13 protein-coding genes are annotated in these 16,660 nt (G+C 74.3%); 8 read left to right on the top strand and 5 right to left on the bottom strand.

The annotated features are described in order from the left end of the window. Positions 1-9: 9 nt before the first annotated feature. The 6 genes from AB0D49_RS31720 to AB0D49_RS31695 are packed head-to-tail and all read left to right on the top strand — an operon-like array spanning position 10 to position 8,945. Positions 10-2,871 (top strand): lantibiotic dehydratase, encoded by a 2,862-nt coding sequence (locus AB0D49_RS31720; protein WP_362764112.1) that lies wholly within the window; start codon positions 10-12, stop codon positions 2,869-2,871. A 52-nt stretch (positions 2,872-2,923) separates the two neighbouring features. Then, positions 2,924-4,000, top strand: a complete 1,077-nt coding sequence (locus AB0D49_RS31715; protein WP_362764109.1) for a lantibiotic dehydratase C-terminal domain-containing protein — start codon at positions 2,924-2,926, stop codon at positions 3,998-4,000. Next, on the top strand, positions 3,997-5,268 hold the full coding sequence (locus AB0D49_RS31710) for a peptidase M50 (protein ID WP_362764106.1): 1,272 nt from the start codon (positions 3,997-3,999) through the stop codon (positions 5,266-5,268). The genes AB0D49_RS31715 and AB0D49_RS31710 overlap by 4 nt, the downstream gene beginning before the upstream one ends. A 25-nt stretch (positions 5,269-5,293) precedes the next feature. Further along, positions 5,294-6,271, top strand: a complete 978-nt coding sequence (locus AB0D49_RS31705) for an ABC transporter ATP-binding protein (protein WP_362764104.1) — start codon at positions 5,294-5,296, stop codon at positions 6,269-6,271. Further along, positions 6,268-7,023, top strand: coding sequence for an ABC transporter permease (locus AB0D49_RS31700; protein ID WP_362764101.1), 756 nt, complete (start codon positions 6,268-6,270; stop codon positions 7,021-7,023). Before AB0D49_RS31705 ends, AB0D49_RS31700 begins: the two co-directional genes overlap by 4 nt. Continuing rightward, on the top strand, positions 7,020-8,945 hold the full coding sequence (locus tag AB0D49_RS31695; protein WP_362764097.1) for a TOMM precursor leader peptide-binding protein: 1,926 nt from the start codon (positions 7,020-7,022) through the stop codon (positions 8,943-8,945). The genes AB0D49_RS31700 and AB0D49_RS31695 overlap by 4 nt, the downstream gene beginning before the upstream one ends. 351 nt (positions 8,946-9,296) lie before the next feature. On the opposite strand, the gene AB0D49_RS31690 is transcribed toward AB0D49_RS31695, so the two are convergent. Continuing rightward, positions 9,297-9,473 (bottom strand): thiazolylpeptide-type bacteriocin, encoded by a 177-nt coding sequence (locus tag AB0D49_RS31690; protein ID WP_053760578.1) that lies wholly within the window; start codon positions 9,471-9,473, stop codon positions 9,297-9,299. A 193-nt stretch (positions 9,474-9,666) separates the two neighbouring features. On the opposite strand from AB0D49_RS31690, the gene AB0D49_RS31685 reads away from it, so the two are divergent. Both AB0D49_RS31685 and AB0D49_RS31680 read left to right on the top strand, forming a co-directional pair. Next, on the top strand, positions 9,667-11,010 hold the full coding sequence (locus AB0D49_RS31685; RefSeq protein ID WP_362764094.1) for an amidohydrolase: 1,344 nt from the start codon (positions 9,667-9,669) through the stop codon (positions 11,008-11,010). Beyond that, on the top strand, positions 10,979-11,674 hold the full coding sequence (locus AB0D49_RS31680; RefSeq protein ID WP_362764310.1) for a bifunctional DNA primase/polymerase: 696 nt from the start codon (positions 10,979-10,981) through the stop codon (positions 11,672-11,674). Before AB0D49_RS31685 ends, AB0D49_RS31680 begins: the two co-directional genes overlap by 32 nt. A gap of 121 nt (positions 11,675-11,795) precedes the next feature. Here the strand turns inward: AB0D49_RS31680 and AB0D49_RS31675 are convergent, their stop codons facing one another. From AB0D49_RS31675 to AB0D49_RS31660, 4 genes are all read right to left on the bottom strand, one after another. Further along, entirely contained in the window at positions 11,796-13,130 is a 1,335-nt protein-coding gene (locus tag AB0D49_RS31675; RefSeq protein WP_362764091.1) for a lysine N(6)-hydroxylase/L-ornithine N(5)-oxygenase family protein, read from the bottom strand. 87 nt (positions 13,131-13,217) lie between these two features. Further along, entirely contained in the window at positions 13,218-14,054 is an 837-nt protein-coding gene (locus tag AB0D49_RS31670; RefSeq protein WP_362764307.1) for an ABC transporter ATP-binding protein, read from the bottom strand. A 70-nt stretch (positions 14,055-14,124) separates the two neighbouring features. Beyond that, positions 14,125-15,234 carry an iron ABC transporter permease gene (locus tag AB0D49_RS31665; RefSeq protein ID WP_362764088.1) on the bottom strand — a complete coding sequence of 370 codons (1,110 nt, stop codon included), beginning with the start codon at positions 15,232-15,234 and terminating at the stop codon, positions 14,125-14,127. A 355-nt stretch (positions 15,235-15,589) separates the two neighbouring features. After that, positions 15,590-16,630: an iron chelate uptake ABC transporter family permease subunit gene (locus AB0D49_RS31660; RefSeq protein WP_362764085.1), complete on the bottom strand. Its 1,041-nt coding sequence runs from the start codon at positions 16,628-16,630 to the stop codon at positions 15,590-15,592. Positions 16,631-16,660 lie beyond the last annotated feature (30 nt).

Below are 16,660 nucleotides of genomic sequence, written 5' to 3'. Positions count from 1 at the left end.
GGGGCCACGATGACTTCCACACCCTCACCGTCCGCCAACGCCCCGGGGAACCAGACCCCCACCCCGGAGACCCACTGGCAGCCAGGCCGCCGCTTCCTCCTACGCGTCGCCGGTCTCCCCATCGAGAGCGTACGAGCCCTACGCTGTCCCGCCACCGCCGACTGGGCGGACGACGTACTCGCCACCGAACAGGCCCTCCTCGCCGAAGGCCGGGACCTCAGCGACGTCCTGCACACCCTCGTCCCCGAGGCGGACCGCCGCTTCCCGGCCGACGGACGCCGTCGCGCCCTGCTGGCGCTGCGCCGGGACGTGTTCAACAACCGGCTGCCCAGGACCGCGCCGGACGCGCTGGCGCTGCTCCGGGCGCTGGACCCGGCGGTGGCCGCGCGGACCGGGCGGTGGCTGGCGGACCGGCGGGCGCTGGAGGAGCTGCGCGCGCAAGGCGCGGAGCTGCTGGACGGCGAACTCGCCCGGAGCCGGCACGCGCTGCGGGAGCTGCTCACCGAGGACCGGCTGCGGCACGGGCTGCTGCTGGCCTCCCCGACCCTGCACGGACGGCTGGCGCCCTACACCCGGCTCGGCCCGGACGAACGGCCGGACCGGCGGCTGCGGAAGGTGGAGCGCTCGGTGCTGTCGTACCTGTACCGGACGGCATGCAAGACCAGCCCCTTCAGCACCTTCACCGGGGTCGCGCTGGGCACATTCACTGAGGGCACCGAGGACGGCACTGACGGCGACGACCCCGCGATGCGCGTGCGCGCCGAGTGGCGCGGACACATCCGGCTGAACGTGGTGGTGCTGGCCCGCCTGGCAGAGCTGATCCTCGCCGACCCGGTGCGGCGCGCCGATCTGCCGGTGCGGCTGGCGCCGGGCTGGGGCGGCGACGAGCGGCGGGTGCGGTACGTGCGGCGCTGGGTCACCACCGGCGACGACGACGCGGCGGTCACCTTCGACGCGGTCAAGGACCGGCTGTTCTTCCTGCGCCGCAGCGGCATCCTGGACCGCCTGATCGCCCTGTTCGGCGCGGACGGCCGGGACCTGCGGTACGGGGAGCTGGTGGACTGGCTGTGCGCCGAGTACGAGGCGGACACCGCGCTCGCCGGGTCGTACGTGGCGGCGCTGCTCCAGCTCGGCATGGTGCGGGTGCCGTGTCTGGACACCGATGTGCACGCCGCCGATCCGGTGCGCGCCTTCCAGGAGGCGGTGCGGGCGCTGGAGCGGCCGTGGGCGGACGCCCTGGCGGCCGGTCTGGACACGGTGGCGGAGCTGATCGACGCGTATCCGGCGGCGGGCACGGTGTCACGCGCCCGGTTGCTGGAGCGGCTGCGGGGCGCGCTGGAGGAGGCGCAGCGCGGGCTCGGCGCGCCCCGGCCGTCGCTGCCGCAGACCCTGCTGTACGAGGACACCGCCGCCGGGGACGACCTGGTGTGCGGGCTGGGCGCCTGGACCGGGGCGGACGGGGGTGCGCTGCGCGCGGTGGAGCGGGTGCTGCCCGCGTTCGATCTGACGCTGGCACAGCGGCTGACGTTCAAGGGGTTCTTCCTCGCCCGGTACGGCCAGGGCGGGCGGTGCGACGATCTGCTGGGGCTGGTGCACGACTTCCATGAGGACTTCTTCGACCAGTACCTGTCGTTCAGCGCCAAGCGGGTCCCGTACGACGAGCGGGGCGCGTATGTGCCGGAGGAGAACTGGCTGGGGCTGCCCGGGATCAAGGCGCTGGACCGGGCGCGCGAGACGTTCCTCGCGCGGATGCGGGCCCGCTGGGCGGAGCACGACGGGGCCGGGGACGGCGATCTCGTGCTGGACGCGGCCGACCTGGCGGGGACGGCGGCCGAACTGGACGGTCTGCGGGCCCCGTTCACCCCGCAGAGCCACCATCTCCAGGTGACCCGCGAGGGCGGTGAGCCGCTGCTCGTCCTCAACCGCTCCTATGGCGGGCTGTCCTTCCCCTTCAGCCGTTTCACGCACGTCTGGGACGACCCGTCGGGTGCGCCGGACGGCCCCGGGCTGTCCGACGCGCTGCGCGAGGACGCGGCCCGGCTGGCGCCGCCGGGCGCGGTGCTGGCCGAGCTGACCGGCGGTCCGGTGACCAGCAACCTGAATCTGCACGGGCGGCTGACCGAGTACCAGATCGTGTGCCCCGGCGAGTCGAGCAGTGTGCCGCCGGAGTGCCGGATCGCGCTGGACGACCTGTGTCTGGAGCACGACGAGGACACGGACCGGCTGGTGCTGCGCTCCGCCCGGCTGGGCCGGGAGGTGGTCCCGGTGTATCTGGGCTATCTGGTGCCGCTGGCGCTGCCCGAGACGCCCCGCACCCTGCTGCTGCTGTCGCCGACGTCGATGGCGCCGCTGGATGTGTGGGCGGGCGTGCCGTACGGCCCGGCACAGGCCGGTGTCACCCGGCGTCCCCGGGTGCGGCACGGGAATCTGGTGCTGTCCCGGCGCTCCTGGTCCACCACCGCCGGCGCGCTCCCGGCCACCGCGCCCGGCACGCCGGACGAGGACGCGTTCCTCGCCTGGCGGCGATGGCGGCGGACGCACGGGCTGCCCGCCAGGGTGTTCGCGACCGTGTCGAGCGGTCCGCGCGGCGGCGCGGGCGCCAAGCCGCAGTACGTGGACTTCGACAGTCCGCTGTCGCTGGCCGCGTTCGAGGCGCTGGTGAAGTCGCCGGAGGACCGGGTCGAGTGGCGCGAGATGCTGCCCGCCGAGGACGGACTGCACGTCGTCTCCGCGCGCGGCAGCCATGTGGCCGAACTGTCCGTCGAGACCTTCACATCCCTGAACCCGCCCCTGAGCCCGCCCCCGAACCCGTCCCCGTCCCCCAGCCCGTCCGAGGAGCACGGCCCGTCCGAGGAGCGCGGCCATGCCTGACCGCCCCGCTGCCGCCGAGCACCTCCCCCAGCCCCTCCGAGGAGCGCCCCGCATGTCCGAGCCGACGACCCGGCCGACGCCCCGGCCGACGCCGCCCGCCCCCGGCGCCTGGCAGGCCCTGCACATCTTCTACGCCGCCAATCCGCAGCCCCTGCTGGTGCGGTGCGTCGGCCCGCTGGTCCGGGGTCTCACGGACGACGGGCTGCTGGCCGGGCACTTCTTCATCAACTACTGGCTGGAGGGCCCGCACGTCCGGCTGCGGCTGCGGCCGTCGAGCGAGGCGGCGACGGGGGAGGTGCGGCGGCGCGCGGAGGAGGCCGTGGACGCCTTCCTGCGGTCCCGCCCGGCGCTGTACGAGGTCGACTCCGGGTTCCTCAACGAGTTCTACAACACCCTCTTCGAGATCGAGTTCCCCAAGGGCGACCGGGGCGACTTCCTGGGCGAGGACGGCCGGATGCGGCTGCGCCCGAACAACTCCCGCTCCTACGAGCCGTACGAGCCGGAGTTCGGCAAGTACGGCGGCCCGGCCGGGGTGGAGCTGGCCGAGTGGCACTTCGCGCACTCCAGCGAACTGGTCGTGGAGGCGCTGGGCACGATGAACCTGCATCTGCGCACGGTGCTGCTGGGGACGTCGGCGCAGCTGATGATGGTGATGGCGGCCTGCTTCCTGCCCGGGGAGGAGGAGCTGGCCGACTATCTGGAGCGGTATTACACGTTCTGGCACCAGGCGTTCCCCGGCACCGGCTTCATCGGCTCGGCGGAATACGACCGCAGCTACGCGGAGCTGGCGCCCCGGCTGGGCCGCCGCTTCGCCGAGATCCGGCAGGCGGTCGCCGAGGACCGGCCGGAGCGGCTGCCGGGGTTCCTGCGCGGCTGGGCGGCGCACTGCCGGGAGCTGCGGGGGCGGGCGGTGGCGCTGGCGGAGGCGGGCGAGCTGGTGTTCCGGTCCTGGGACGGCACCCGGGACGAGCGGGTCGCCGACCCGGCGGTGGCGCTGCCGCTGCTGCTGTCGCCGTACATGCATATGACCAACAACCGGCTGCATGTGACGATCCGGGACGAGGCGTATCTGTCGCATGTGCTGGGGCGGGTGCTGCGGGCGGGGACCGGCGCCGGGGCCGTCTCATGAGCCGGGAGACGAGCCGGGAAGCGAGCCGGGAAGCGAGCAGCGAGACGAGCCGGGAAGCGAGCCGGGAGACGAGCCGCGAGACGAGCCGGGAAGCGAGCCGGGAGACGAGCCGGGAAGCGAGCCGGGAGACGAGCCGCGAGGCGAGCCGGGAAGCGAGCCGGGAGGCGGCGTCCGGTGTGCTGGCGCACCGGCCCCGGCTGCGCCCCGGGGTGCTGCTCAGCGGGCCGCTGCTGAGCGGTGCGGCGACCGTGCATCTGATCCGGGACCCGGAGGACGGTTCGTCGTTCGAGGTGGGCCCGAAGGAGTACTTCCTGATCTCCCGGCTGGACGGGCGGCGCAGTCTCGCGGAGATCGGCGAGGCGTACGCGGACCGGTTCGGGCGGCGGCTCGGGGAGGCCAACTGGGGGCAGTTGCTGGGGCTGCTGGGGGCGCGGCGGCTGCTGGCGGGGGCGCCGCCGCGTGAGCCGGTGCCCGCCGGGCCGGGCCGTACGGTCACCGGCGGGCTGTACCGGGGCAGTGTGCGGCTGGTCGCGGACGCGGCGGCCACCACGGACCGGCTGCACCGGCTGCTGCGTCCGCTGCTGCGGGTCCCGGTCGCGGGGGCGCTGCTCGCGCTCTGTCTGGTCATGGAGGTGGTTCTCGCCACCGACGTCGGCACGCTGCTGCGGGACACCGGCTGGCTGCTGCGGCAACCGGTGGCGCTGGTGGGGGTGTTCACGCTGCTGTGGGTGAGCACGGTGGGGCATGAGCTGGCGCACGGGGTGGCCGCCCGGCACGTCGGGGGCACGGTGGGCGAGATCGGACTGCGCTGGCGGCTGCCGGTGGCGATCATGTACTGCCGGGTGGACGACTACCGGTTTCTCGCCGGTCCCCGGGCCCAGGTGGCGGTCGGCTCGGCGGGGGCGTTCGCGAATCTGCTGTTCCTGCTGCCGTTCGCGCTGTGGTGGGCGGCGCTGGACCCGGGTGACCCCACCCGCCGGGTGCTGTCCGGTCTGCTGCTGCTGGGCAGTGTTCAGGCACTGGTCAACCTGGTGCCCCTGCCGCCGCTGGACGGCTACACCATGCTCGGCCATGCGCTGGGAGTGACCCGGCTGGCGCCGGAGAGCGGCCTCTACCTCCGGCTGCGGCTGCGCGACCGGCGCTCCGCGGCGGCCTATCCGCGCCGCGCGCAGATCGTGTACACGGCATACGGGATCGGTTCGTCCGTTCTGGTCTGTCTGCTCGCGGGCGTCCTCGTGACGGCCGTGTTCGTATCGCTCGTCCCTTGAACGGGCCTGTTCCGAGGAGTCATCGATGACCAAGACCGAGACCGTGCCGCCGGATTCCGGCCACGACCCGGCGGCGCCCACCGCGATCCGGGCCGAAGGGCTCACCAAACGCTATGGCGACCGGCTGGCGCTGGACGCGGTGTCGCTGACCATCGCCCGCGGCGAGTTCTTCGGTCTGCTGGGGCCCAACGGCGCCGGGAAGACCACGCTGGTGGAGATCATGGAGGGGCTGCGGCAGGCGGACGCCGGGACGGTGTCGGTGCTGGGCACCGCGCCCTGGCCGCGCGATGTGCGGCTGCTGCCGAGGCTCGGGGCGCAGACGCAGAGTTCGGCGTTCTTCGTCCGGCAGACCGCGTTCGAGCATCTGGCGACGGTCGCCGCGCTGTTCCGGGCGGACCGGGCGGCGGTGGAGCGCACGCTCGCCGCGGTCGGGCTGACCGAGCAGGGCGGTACCCGGGTGGAGAACCTGTCGGGCGGTCAGCGCCAGCGGCTCGCCATCGCGTCGGCGCTGGTGCACGAGCCGGAGCTGATCTTCCTTGACGAGCCGACGGCGGCGCTCGACCCGCAGGCCCGGCGTGATCTGTGGGAGGTGCTGCGCGGTCTGAAGGCGGCGGGCCGGACCATCGTCTACACCACCCACCATCTGGACGAGGCGGAGGCGCTGTGCGACCGGGTGGCGATCCTGGTCGCGGGCCGGATCGCGGCGCTGGACTCCCCGCGCGGTCTGGTCGCCGCGGCCGGGGCGCCGACCTCGCTGCTGCTGCCGCCGGAGCGGATGACACCAGTCGAGGCGGCGGCGATCCCGGGCGTGGACCGCGCCGAGGTGCGCGGCGGCAGCCTGGTGCTGGAGACCCGGGTGTCCGGGAAGGTGCTGTCGGCGCTGGACGCGCGCGGCGGCCTGGACGGGGTGCAGACCCGTACCGCGACGCTGGAGGACGTCTACCTCCAGCTCACCACGACCGGCCGGGACGGCCACGCACAGAACTCGGAGCACCAGGCATGAGCGCGTACGGCGCACTGACGTCGGCCGGTTACCGGGCCCAGGTCCGCGACACCGCGACCCTCTTCTTCACCTTCGCCTTCCCGCTGGTGTTCCTGGTGGTGTTCGGGCTGATCTTCAGCGGCCAGGACGTCGAGGAGACCGGCCGCCCCTACATCACCTACATCGCGCCCGGGGTGATGTCGTGGGGCGTGGGCAACGCGGCCGTGTTCGGGATCGCGTTCACGCTGATGCAGTGGCGGCGGGACGATCTGCTGCGGCTGATCCGGATGACGCCGACGAGTCTGCCGACGGTGCTGGCGTCGCGCTATGTGCTGGCGCTGGCGGTCGGCGCGGTGCAGGCGGTGCTGTTCGTCGCGGTGGCGATGCTGCCCGGGTTCGGTCTCGAACTGGACGCCCGCTGGCCGCTGGCGCTGCCGGTGCTGGTCTTCGGCATCACCGCGTTCCTGTCGATCGGCGTGATCATCGGCTCGTACGCGGACACGCCGGAGGCGGTGGCGGCGATCGCCAACTTCCTGATGGTGCCGATGGCGTTCCTGTCCGGGTCGTTCTTCCCGCTGGACCTGATGCCGTCCTGGCTCCAGACGGTGTCGCGGGTGCTGCCGCTGCGCTACTTCAACGACGCCGTGTCCGCGTCCCTGACCGGTGAGGGGAGCCTCGGTGACATCGCGCTGGGCTGCGGGGTGCTGGTCGCGTTCACGGTGGTGTGCGCGGCGGTCGGGCTGAGGACCTTCCGCTGGAGCAACCGGGTATGACGACGACCGTGCTCGACGGCCCGGCGACCCGGGAGGGCCTGCCCCTGGAGGCGGCCCGGGTCCGACTGCGGGCGGCGCTCGCGCGGTCCGGTGCCGGACCCGAGGTGGTGACCCTCGGCGCGCGGACCGTCCAGGACGACCCGCACGCCGGGGTACGGCCGGGCGCGCTGGTGCATCTGACGGCCCGGCAGGTGCTGGTCGGCCCCTGGGGCGGCGCCCCGGACGCGCGGGCCTGCGGCACCTGTCTGGCGCTGCGCTGGCAGCGGCTGCGCTCCCGCACCGAGCGGGACGCCCTGGAGACCGGCGCCCCCTGGACGTTCGCCCCCGGCTGGCCCGAACTGCCCGGGTTCGTGACGGACGCGGTGCGGGCGCTGTACGAGGCGGTGCGCGCCGGTCCCGTGCCGCCCGGGTCGACGGCCGCGGACCGGGCGCTGGCCCAGGTGTCGGCGCTGGATCCGGCGACGCTGGCGGTCCGGACGTACCCGCTGTACGCCGATCCGCTGTGCCCGCACTGCGGCGGGGGCGGCCCCGACGGGCCCGTGGACCTCTCCCCGGTCAGCCGTCCGAAGCCGGACCCGGACGGCTACCGGCTGCGGCCCGCCGCGGCCCATCCCCTCGCCCCGGACGCGCTCGCCAACCCGGTCACCGGGCTGCTGGGCGCCGGGACCTGGCTGAACGTCACCTCGCCGACGACGGCGCCGGTCGCGGGCAGTGTGTTCATGCGCGGGTACGCCGGACTGACCGATGTCACCTGGAGCGGCCAGGCCAACGGCTTCGCCGCCAGCCGGAACCTGGCCTTCCTGGAGGGCCTGGAACGGTACGCCGGAACGCATCGGCGGCGCGGCACGCGGCTGCTGACGGCCTCGTACCGCGCCCTCGGGGACGCGGCGCTCGACCCGGCCGACTGCGGGTTCTACGCGCCCGCGACCTACCGGGACGATCCCCTGGTCGAGCCGTTCGACCCGGACCGGCCGATCCCCTGGGTGTGGGGCTGGTCGCTGCGCGACGCCCGCCCGCTGCTGGTACCGGCCCGGCTGGTGCACTACAGCGCGGGCCTGGCGGCCGACAGCTTCGTCTTCGAGTGCTCCAACGGGTGCGCGATCGGCGGCTGTCTGGAGGAGGCGGTCCTCGGCGGACTGCTGGAGCTGATCGAACGGGACGCGTTCCTGCTGGCCTGGTACGGCGGGACCCGGCTCACCGAGATCGATCTCACGTCGGTGCCCGACCCGACCGTGCGGGCGATGGTGGACCGGGCCGGGCTCCAGGGCTACGACGTGCGCGCCTTCGACAACCGGATCGATCTCGCGGTGCCGGTGGTGACCGGTCTCGCGGTGCGCCGCGACGCCGGGCCCGGCCGCTACGCGTTCGGCGCGGGCGCCTCCCTCGACCCGGCGGCGGCCCTGGAGGGCGCCCTGTCGGAGGTCCTCACCTATATTCCGCATCTGCCCGGCCAGGTGCGGGAGCGGCACGGCGAACTGACCGCGATGGCCGCCGACTTCGGCCGCGTCCTGCACCTCAAGGACCACGCCCAGCTCTACGGGCTGCCGGAGATGGAGCCGTACGTACGCCCGTACCGGGAGCCGGTGGCCGTACGGCCGATGGCCGGACTGTACGCCGACTGGGAGGCCGGCGGGCGGCCCCGGACCGGGGATCTCGCGGACGACGTGGCACGCTGCCGGGACGAACTGGTGGGCGCCGGGCTGGACGTGATCGTGGTCGACCAGACGACACCGGAGCAGGAGCGGATCGGGCTGCGCACGGTGTGTGTGCTCGCGCCGGGGCTGCTGCCGATCGACTTCGGCTGGGCGCGCCAGCGGGCCCTGCTGATGCCCCGGCTGCGGACGGCGGCCCGGCGGGCGGGACTGCGGACGACGGACCTGGGGGAGGACGAGATCCGGCGGGTCCCGCACCCGTTCCCCTGAGCGGAGGCGGGCACCGCGCCTGTTCGCCTGAGGGGAGCCGGGTGCCGCATCCGTTCCCTGACCGGAGGCGGGTGCCGCACCTGCTCCCCCGACGGGAGCCGGGTGCCGCGCCCGCTCCCTGACCCGAGCCGGGTCCCGCACCCGTTCCCCTCACCGGAGCCCGGTGCCGCGCCCGTTCCCTGACCGGAGGCGGGTCCCGCGCCCGCTCCCCTCACCGGAGCACGGTGCCGCGCCCGCTCCCCGGCGGGGACGGCCCCGTGGGGTCGACGCGTGACGGCCGGGCACCGGCGGGCCGCTCCTTCGTGGGGAGCGGCGCGCGGTGCCCGGCCGTCGGCCGTGCTCAGCCCTGGATCAGGCGCTGCACGAGGTGGTGCTGGTGGTGGAGGAGCACGTCGAGGTGGAGGAGCAGCTCGTGGAACCGGCGAGCACGACCTCGCTGGCGTCCGAGTAGTCCGAGATCTCGAAGGTCTCCGACTCCAGCTCCAGGATCTCGTCGGCGAGGGCGGCGAGGGTCGACTTGTCGGCCATGGTGACTCCCAAGGGGTCGGCACACCGTCCGGGCGGTTCCCGGGGTGTTGCGGCCCTCCCATGGAATCCGGGTCCGCTGACGCATCCGGCGGCCGTGCGCTGGCGGGGCGTGCCAGCGGGGTGCGGGCGCGGTGACGGCGATCGGTCAGCGGGATGCGTGCGGGGGGCGCGGCGGACGGCGGATCATACCGGGATGGAACCGGACCAGGCCCACGCGGCGGCCCTCGCCGCCCTCCTCGCCCCGCTCGACGCGCTGCGCCGCCCGCTCACGGTGTTCGCCATGGAGGTGCACCGCGATCCGGAGCCGTCCGGCGAGGAGGTGCGCACCGCGGCCCGGTTCGCCGACGCGCTGACGGCCGAGGGGTTCACGGTGACCCGCGGGGTCGGCGGGCACGGTGTGGTCGGGGTGCTGGCCAACGGGACGGGACCCCGGGTGTTCCTGCGGGCCGAGCTGGACGCGCTGCCGGTCCGGGAGGACACCGGGCTGCCGTACGCCGCCGACGGGCCGTACATGCATGCCTGCGGGCACGATCTGCATCTCGCGGCGGTGCTCGGCGCCGCGTCCCTGCTGGCCCGGGGGCGGACGCGCTGGCGGGGCACGCTGGTGGTGGTCGGGCAGCCCGCCGAGGAGACCCTGACCGGGGCGCGGGCCCTGCTGGAGGACGGGCTGTACTCCCGGTTCGGCGTGCCGGACGCCGTGCTGGCGCAGCACAGCGCGCCGCTCCTGGCGGGGATGGTGGCGCACGGCGCGGGTGAGCCGGTGCTCGCTGGCGGGGTCGGTCTTGACGTCACGCTGTACGGGCGGGGCGGGCACGCGGGGGCACCGCAGCTGACGGTCGATCCGGTGCCGGCCGCGGCGGCGGTGGTGCTGCGGCTCCAGGGGATCGTGGCCCGGGAGAGCGCGCCCGGGGAGCGGCTCACCGTGACCGTGGGCACCTTGCGGGCGGGGACGCACAGCGGTGTCGTACCGGACCGGGCGCACCTCGGGGTGACCGTGCGGGCGCTGGTCCCGGCCGCGCTGGAGCGGGCGGTGGTGGCGGTGGAGCGGATCGTGCGGGGCGAGTCGGCGGCGTCCGGCTGTCCGCGTCCGCCGGAGATCCGCCGGGTGTCCGGGTCGCCGGTCACGCTGCCCGACCCCGCGCTGACGGCGGCGGTCGGCGCCGCCCACCGTACGGCGCTGGGTGCGGAGCGGGTCGTGCCGTGGCCGCCGTCGCTGGCCACCGAGGACTTCGGGCTGTACGGGGACGCGGGGCGGGAGATCCATGGCCGGGCGGGGGTGGCGCTGGCGTACTGGATGACCGGGGTGGTCGGGCCCCGGCAGTGGGCGGCGACGGCTGCGGCGGGCGGTCCGGCGGAGCGGCTCGCCGCGCTGCCGGGCAATCACTCCCCCGCGTTCGCCCCGCATCTGCCGCTCGCCCTGCCGTCCGCGGTCACCGCGATGACGGCGGGCGCGCTCGCCGCGTTCGAACGGGACCCGGAGCGGCCAAGTGCCCCTGATCCAGGGGATGTTGCGGATCAGCCTCCGGCAGGGACCTAGGCCATTTGGTCGAAGCCGCGTCGACGCGCGCTGGCTAGGCTCGGGGGTCACAGCAAACCGCGCAGCCAGTCACGGGGACTGGCCGTACCGTCCGCACCGGGCCACCGGGCGGTGCCGCGGCCGGGATCAGCCGACCGAGGTGAGTGACGTGCAGAGGATGACGTGGAGGGACGTCGAGTGGCTCTCGGAAGCCGCCGACGATCCGGCGGAGTGCCGGGCGACCTGGGCCAACGACCCGCGGCTGCCCTATCCGCTGGCGACCGGGCGCTGCTTCGACGTGGTGACGGTCGATCAGCGGCTCGGGATCGAGACGTTCGACCTGCTGGGGCGGCGCGGACTGCCGCTGGGGCCGGCCGTGCTGGACCGGGCCGCGTGCCGGGTGGGCTTCCTGCTGCGCTCGCTGGGGGTGCGGGACTTCGCCCGGCTGCTGGCTCTGGAGCCGGGGCCGACGCCCCCGCACCGGACGCTGGGCCCCGGGTCGGTGGTGGTCGTACCGGGCCCGATGCCGCTGCCGGGCGACCGGTACGCGTGGCTGAACGCCCCCGGGCGGCGCCCCTGGGCGCATCCGCTCGGTCCGGCGGCGCTGGCGGCGACGCTGGTCGCCGCCGCCGAGACCCTGGCCCGGCTGGACGGTTACGGCGAGGCGCGCCACCAGGTCGCCTGATCCGCCGCCGGACGGTCCCCTGACTCCGGTCGGTCGACGAGCCGCCCCGCCCCCGACCCGACCGGACCCCGGCCCCGCACTCCACGCTTCCCCCGGCGTCGGTGTGCGGGGCCTTCGGCCGTCAGCGGGCGGCGTCCGCGGTGGCGGCGGTGCGGTGGGCGAGCAGCGAGGCGCGGATCTCCCCGGCCCGTACGGCGGTGGTGGACAGCAGGGTCGAGGTCAGCCCGTGGGTGTGCTCGGTGCCGCCCTGGAGGTACAGGGCGGCGGTGACGCCGGGCACGGTCTCCACCCGGTGGTCGCGGCCGACCCGCAGGGCGTCCTCGTCGTCGCGCAGGCACAGCTTGCCGATCTCGCCGAGGCGGTCGGCGATGCCCTGCGGCTGGTAGCCGGTGGCGTAGACGAGCAGATCGGCGTCCAGCACCTCGCGTTCGCCGGTGGGCAGGAACTCCACGGTGACCTTGACGTCGGTCTCACTCGCGGACACCTCGCGCAGCCGGGAGACGTTCATCATGCGCAGCCTGCGGCGGCCCTGGACCTGCTCCTGGTACATGGTGCGGGACAGCGCCTCGATCAACTCCATGTCCACGACGGAGTAGTTGGTGGAGCGGTGGTAGTCGTGCAGGGACTGCTTGACCTCGCGGGACGCCTCGTAGAACAGGTCGACGGCCTCCGGGTCGAAGATCCGGTTGGCGAACGGGCTGTCGTCGGCGGGGGTGTAGCCGTACTTGGCGAAGACGGAGCAGATCTCGGCGTCGGGGAAGCTGCGGTGGAGGTAGTCGACGGCCTCGGCGGCGCTCTGTCCGGCGCCGAGCACCACCGCGCGGCGCACCGGGCGGCCGGAGTCCTGGAGTTCGGCGACCCGGGTGAGGAGTTCGCTGGTGTGCCAGACGCGGGCGGAGCGCTCGGCGTCGGGCGGCAGATGGGGTTCGAGGCCGGTGGCGACGGACAGGGCGCGGGTGCGGCGGACGGTGGGTCCGGCGCCGGGGTCGCGCGGGTCGTGGCTGGTGACGTCGAACCAGCGGACCTCGCCGTCCTCGGTGACGGGCCGTACCGAGGTCACCTCGGCGGAGTACTGGACGAGGGAGGTGAGCCGGGCGGCGGCCCACTCGAAGTAGTCATGGAACTCGATGCGCAGCGGGAAGAGGGTCTTCAGGTTGAGGAAGTCGACCAGCCTGCCCCGGTCCCGCAGGTAGCACAGGAAGCTGAAGTCGCTGGTCGGGTCGCGCATCGTGACCAGGTCCTTGAGGAAGGACACCTGCATGGTGGCGTCGTCGATCAACATGCCCCGGTGCCAGCCGAACCCCGGCTGCTTCTCCAGGAATCCCACCCGCAGCAGTGCGTGGTCGGGGGCCTCGGCGGGCTCCTGGAGCGCTATCGCGAGGGCGAGGTTGGACGGACCGAAGCCGATGCCCAGCACGTCGTAGATGGAATCCGGACCAGTCCGCAGCAGCGCCACAGCGTCTTCGCCTCCCGTTGAGGGGTCACCGTGCCCACGGCGTGCGGGCACGGATCACAAACAGGCTCATGCTAGATAAGGTTAGCCTTACCTAGCAATGCCTTCCGGGGCGGAGGAGTTCGCACCTTCGTGGTGCCGGCCCATCGGGATCACCATCGGGGTCCGGCTCACCGGGTCCTCGCCGACCACACAGCGCAGCCCGAAGACCTCCTCCACCATGGCCGCGGTGACCACGTCGGCGGGGTCGCCCTGACCGGCGATCCGGCCCTCCTTCATGGCCACCAGGTGATCCGCGTAACGGCACGCCTGGTTGAGGTCGTGCAGCACCATGACGACCGTGCGGCCCTGCTGCCGGTTCAGATCGATGATCAGGTCGAGGACATCGATCTGATGGGCGAGATCGAGATACGTCGTCGGCTCGTCCAGCAGCATCACGGGCGTGCCCTGGGCGACCGCCATGGCGATCCAGGCGCGCTGGCGCTGGCCGCCGGAGAGTTCGTCCACGGCGCGGTGGGCGAGGTCGGTGAGGCCGGTGGCGCGCAGCGCCTCGTGCACGGCCTCCTCGTCGCCGCTGGACCACTGCCGCCACCACGTCTGGTGCGGTGAACGGCCGCGCCCCACCAGGTCGATGACGGTCAGCCCCTCCGGCGCGACCGGGGTCTGCGGCAGGATGCCGAGCCGCTGGGCGAGTTCCCGGGTGGGGATCGACCGCACGGACCGCCCGTCGAGGTGCACCTCCCCTGACCTGGGCGTCAGCAGCCGGGCCAGGGCGCGCAACAGGGTGGACTTGCCGCAGGCGTTGGCGCCGACGATCGCGGTGACCTTCCCGGTGGGGATGACGAGGTCGAGGCCGTCCACGACGATCCGGTCGTCGTAGGCCAGGCGCAGCGCCTCGGCGCGCAGTTCGGGACCGGGCGGCCGGATGTCCGCCGGGCGGGCGGAGTCGCGCAGTTCGTGGCCGCCGGTCGGGCCCTTGGTGGTCGATGACACGTCTTCAGCCTCCTGAACCCGCGCGGTTGGCGCGGACGAGCAGCCACAGCAGTACGGGGGCGCCGAGCACGCCCGTGACGACCCCGACCGGCAGTTCCGTGTCCGGGACGAGCTTGCGGGCGATCAGATCGGACACCAGCACCATCAGCGCGCCGGTCAGCCCGGCCGCGACGGGCGGCGGTACGGCGGTGCCGGTCAGCCGCTGGGCGACCTGCGGCGCGGCGAGCGCGACGAACGCGACCGGACCGGCGGTCGCGGTGCCGAAGGCGACCAGGCCGACGGAGACCAGCAGCACGGCGACCCGGACGGTCTGCACCCGGGTGCCGAGGCCGCGGGCCACGTCGTCGCCGAGTTGCAGGGTGCGCAGCCGGTGGCCGAGCAGCAGGGCGGCCGGGAGCAGCACGGCCAGCGCGGCGACGAGGGGGGTGATCTGCTCCCAGGTGCGGCCGTTGAGGTTGCCGACCAGCCAGCCGAGCGCGGCCTGCGCCTGGAAGCGCTGTCCGGTGGCCATCAGATAGTCGGTGCAACTGGTGCAGATCCAGGCGATGCCGACGCCGACGAGGACGATCCGGTAGCCGGTGGTGCCGCGCTTCCACGCGAGGACGTAGACCAGCGCGGCGGCGCCGAGCGCGCCCAGCAGGCCGAGGCCCTGGGTGCCGAGACCGGCGTCCCAGCCGAGGACGATCCCGGCCACCACGGCCGTTCCGGCGCCCTGGGTGATGCCCATCAGGTCGGGGCTGGCCAGCGGGTTGAGGGTCATGGTCTGGAGCAGCGCGCCGGACACCCCGAAGGCGATCCCCACCAGCAGCCCGGCGAGGGCGCGCGGCAGCCGCAGTTCATGGACGATCAGCGCGGTGCCGGGGTCGCCGCCGCCGAACAGCGCCGTCACGACGTCACCGAGCGGCAGCGCGATGTCCCCGACGGACACGACCACGCAGAACGCGAGGAAGGTCAGCGCGGCGAGCGCCAGGCACACCACGGCGGTCCGGGGCCGCAGCACCCCGGAGACGGGCGGCACGGACAGCCGGAAGGCGACCCGCCGGGCACTGCGGCGGGGCCGGACCGGGTCGGCGGCGTCCGTGCGGCCCGGCACGGGCACGAGGTCGGTCTTCATGGACTCACCGCTCCGGTCACTGACGTCACCACTTCGGTACGGGGGGCTTCACAGGCCGGGTCCGCGGTCCACGCGCGGCAGCGGGTCACCACGGGGGTACGGGGGGCTTCACAGGCCCGGTCCGCGGTCCGCTCCCGGCAGCGGGTCACCACGGGGGTACGGGGGGCTTCACAGGCCCGGTCCGCGGTCCGCTCCCGGTAGCGGGCCACCACGGGGGTACGGGGGGCTTCACAGGCCCGGTCCGCGGTCCGCTCCCGGTAGCGGGCCACCACGGGGGTACGGGGGACTTCGGCCGCGCGGCCACGGCAGCGGCGGGTCGGCGTCCCCGTCCGCCCGCGCCGGACGCCCGCCGCGCTCACAGCTCCGCCAATCGCCGGCGGCGGACCATCGCGATGAAGAACGGGCCGCCGATGAAGGCGACCAGGATGCCCGCCTGGATCTCGATCGGGCGGGCCAGCAGACGCCCGACGATGTCGGCGGACAGCAGCAGACAGGGCGCGAGGAGCGCCGACAGCGGCAGCAGCCAGCGGTGGTCGGGGCCGACCCCGGCGTACTGGGCGAGGACCCGGGCGATATGCGGGACGACCAGTCCGACGAAGACCACCGGGCCGATCACCGCGACCGCCCCTCCGGTGAGCAGGGTCACCGCGATCACACCCTGGACCCGGACCAGTCCGACGTTCAGCCCGAGAGACTTCGCCACGTCGTCGCCGAGCGCGAGCCGGTTGAGGGCGGGGGCGCAGCCGAGGGCGAACAGCGCGCCCACGCACAGGAACGGCAGGACACGGACGAGCACCTCCTCGTTCTGGTTGGCCAGCGAGCCCGCCGACCAGAACCGGTAGCGGTTGAGCGCGTCCGGGTCGGTGAGGGCGATGGCGCTGGTCAGCGAGAACAGCAGGGAGGTCATCGCGACGCCCGCGAGGGCGAGTTTGACCGGGGTCGTGCCCGAGCGGCCGAGTCCGCCCAGCAGATAGACCAGCACGCTCGCGGCCATCGCCCCGGCGAACGCGAACCAGATGTAGCCGTACAGGGAGGTGACGCCGACGACCCCGACCGACAGCACCACCGCGAACGCGGCGCCCGCGCTGACGCCGAGGATGCCGGGGTCGGCCAGCGGATTACGGGTGAGCGCCTGCATCAGCGCGCCGGAGAGCCCGAGCGCGGCCCCCGTGGCGAGGCCCAGCAGGGTGCGCGGCAGCCGGACGTTCCAGATGACGGTCTCGACCCGGGCGCTCGGAGCGTCGCCCAGCAGGGTGTCCCAGACCTGGCCGAGGGGCACACCGAGGGCGCCGAACGCCATGGACACCGCGCAGAGCGCGAGCAGCGCCACGCCGGTGGCGGCGAGCAGGAGTACTGCGCGGGGGCCTTGCGCCGCCCGGACCTTCGAGGTCCCCACGTGAACTTCCTTTGATGAGGCTTACCTTAA

Origin of the sequence: Streptomyces sp. NPDC048290 (assembly GCF_040652095.1) — a bacterium.
Lineage (GTDB): Bacteria > Actinomycetota > Actinomycetes > Streptomycetales > Streptomycetaceae > Streptomyces.
The sequence above is the reverse complement of the archived record's forward strand: the minus strand, read 5'-3'. Positions and strand labels throughout refer to the sequence as shown.

Excerpts from the sequence above, each read along its gene's own strand:
- AB0D49_RS31720 (WP_362764112.1), top strand. The coding sequence starts at position 10 with ATGACTTCCACACCCTCACCGTCCGCCAACGCCCCGGGGAACCAGACC.
- AB0D49_RS31715 (WP_362764109.1), top strand. The coding sequence starts at position 2,924 with ATGTCCGAGCCGACGACCCGGCCGACGCCCCGGCCGACGCCGCCCGCC.
- AB0D49_RS31710 (WP_362764106.1), top strand. The coding sequence starts at position 3,997 with ATGAGCCGGGAGACGAGCCGGGAAGCGAGCCGGGAAGCGAGCAGCGAG.
- AB0D49_RS31705 (WP_362764104.1), top strand. The coding sequence starts at position 5,294 with ATGACCAAGACCGAGACCGTGCCGCCGGATTCCGGCCACGACCCGGCG.
- AB0D49_RS31700 (WP_362764101.1), top strand. The coding sequence starts at position 6,268 with ATGAGCGCGTACGGCGCACTGACGTCGGCCGGTTACCGGGCCCAGGTC.
- AB0D49_RS31695 (WP_362764097.1), top strand. The coding sequence starts at position 7,020 with ATGACGACGACCGTGCTCGACGGCCCGGCGACCCGGGAGGGCCTGCCC.
- AB0D49_RS31690 (WP_053760578.1), bottom strand. The coding sequence starts at position 9,473 with ATGGCCGACAAGTCGACCCTCGCCGCCCTCGCCGACGAGATCCTGGAG.
- AB0D49_RS31685 (WP_362764094.1), top strand. The coding sequence starts at position 9,667 with ATGGAACCGGACCAGGCCCACGCGGCGGCCCTCGCCGCCCTCCTCGCC.
- AB0D49_RS31680 (WP_362764310.1), top strand. The coding sequence starts at position 10,979 with ATGTTGCGGATCAGCCTCCGGCAGGGACCTAGGCCATTTGGTCGAAGC.
- AB0D49_RS31665 (WP_362764088.1), bottom strand. The coding sequence starts at position 15,234 with ATGAAGACCGACCTCGTGCCCGTGCCGGGCCGCACGGACGCCGCCGAC.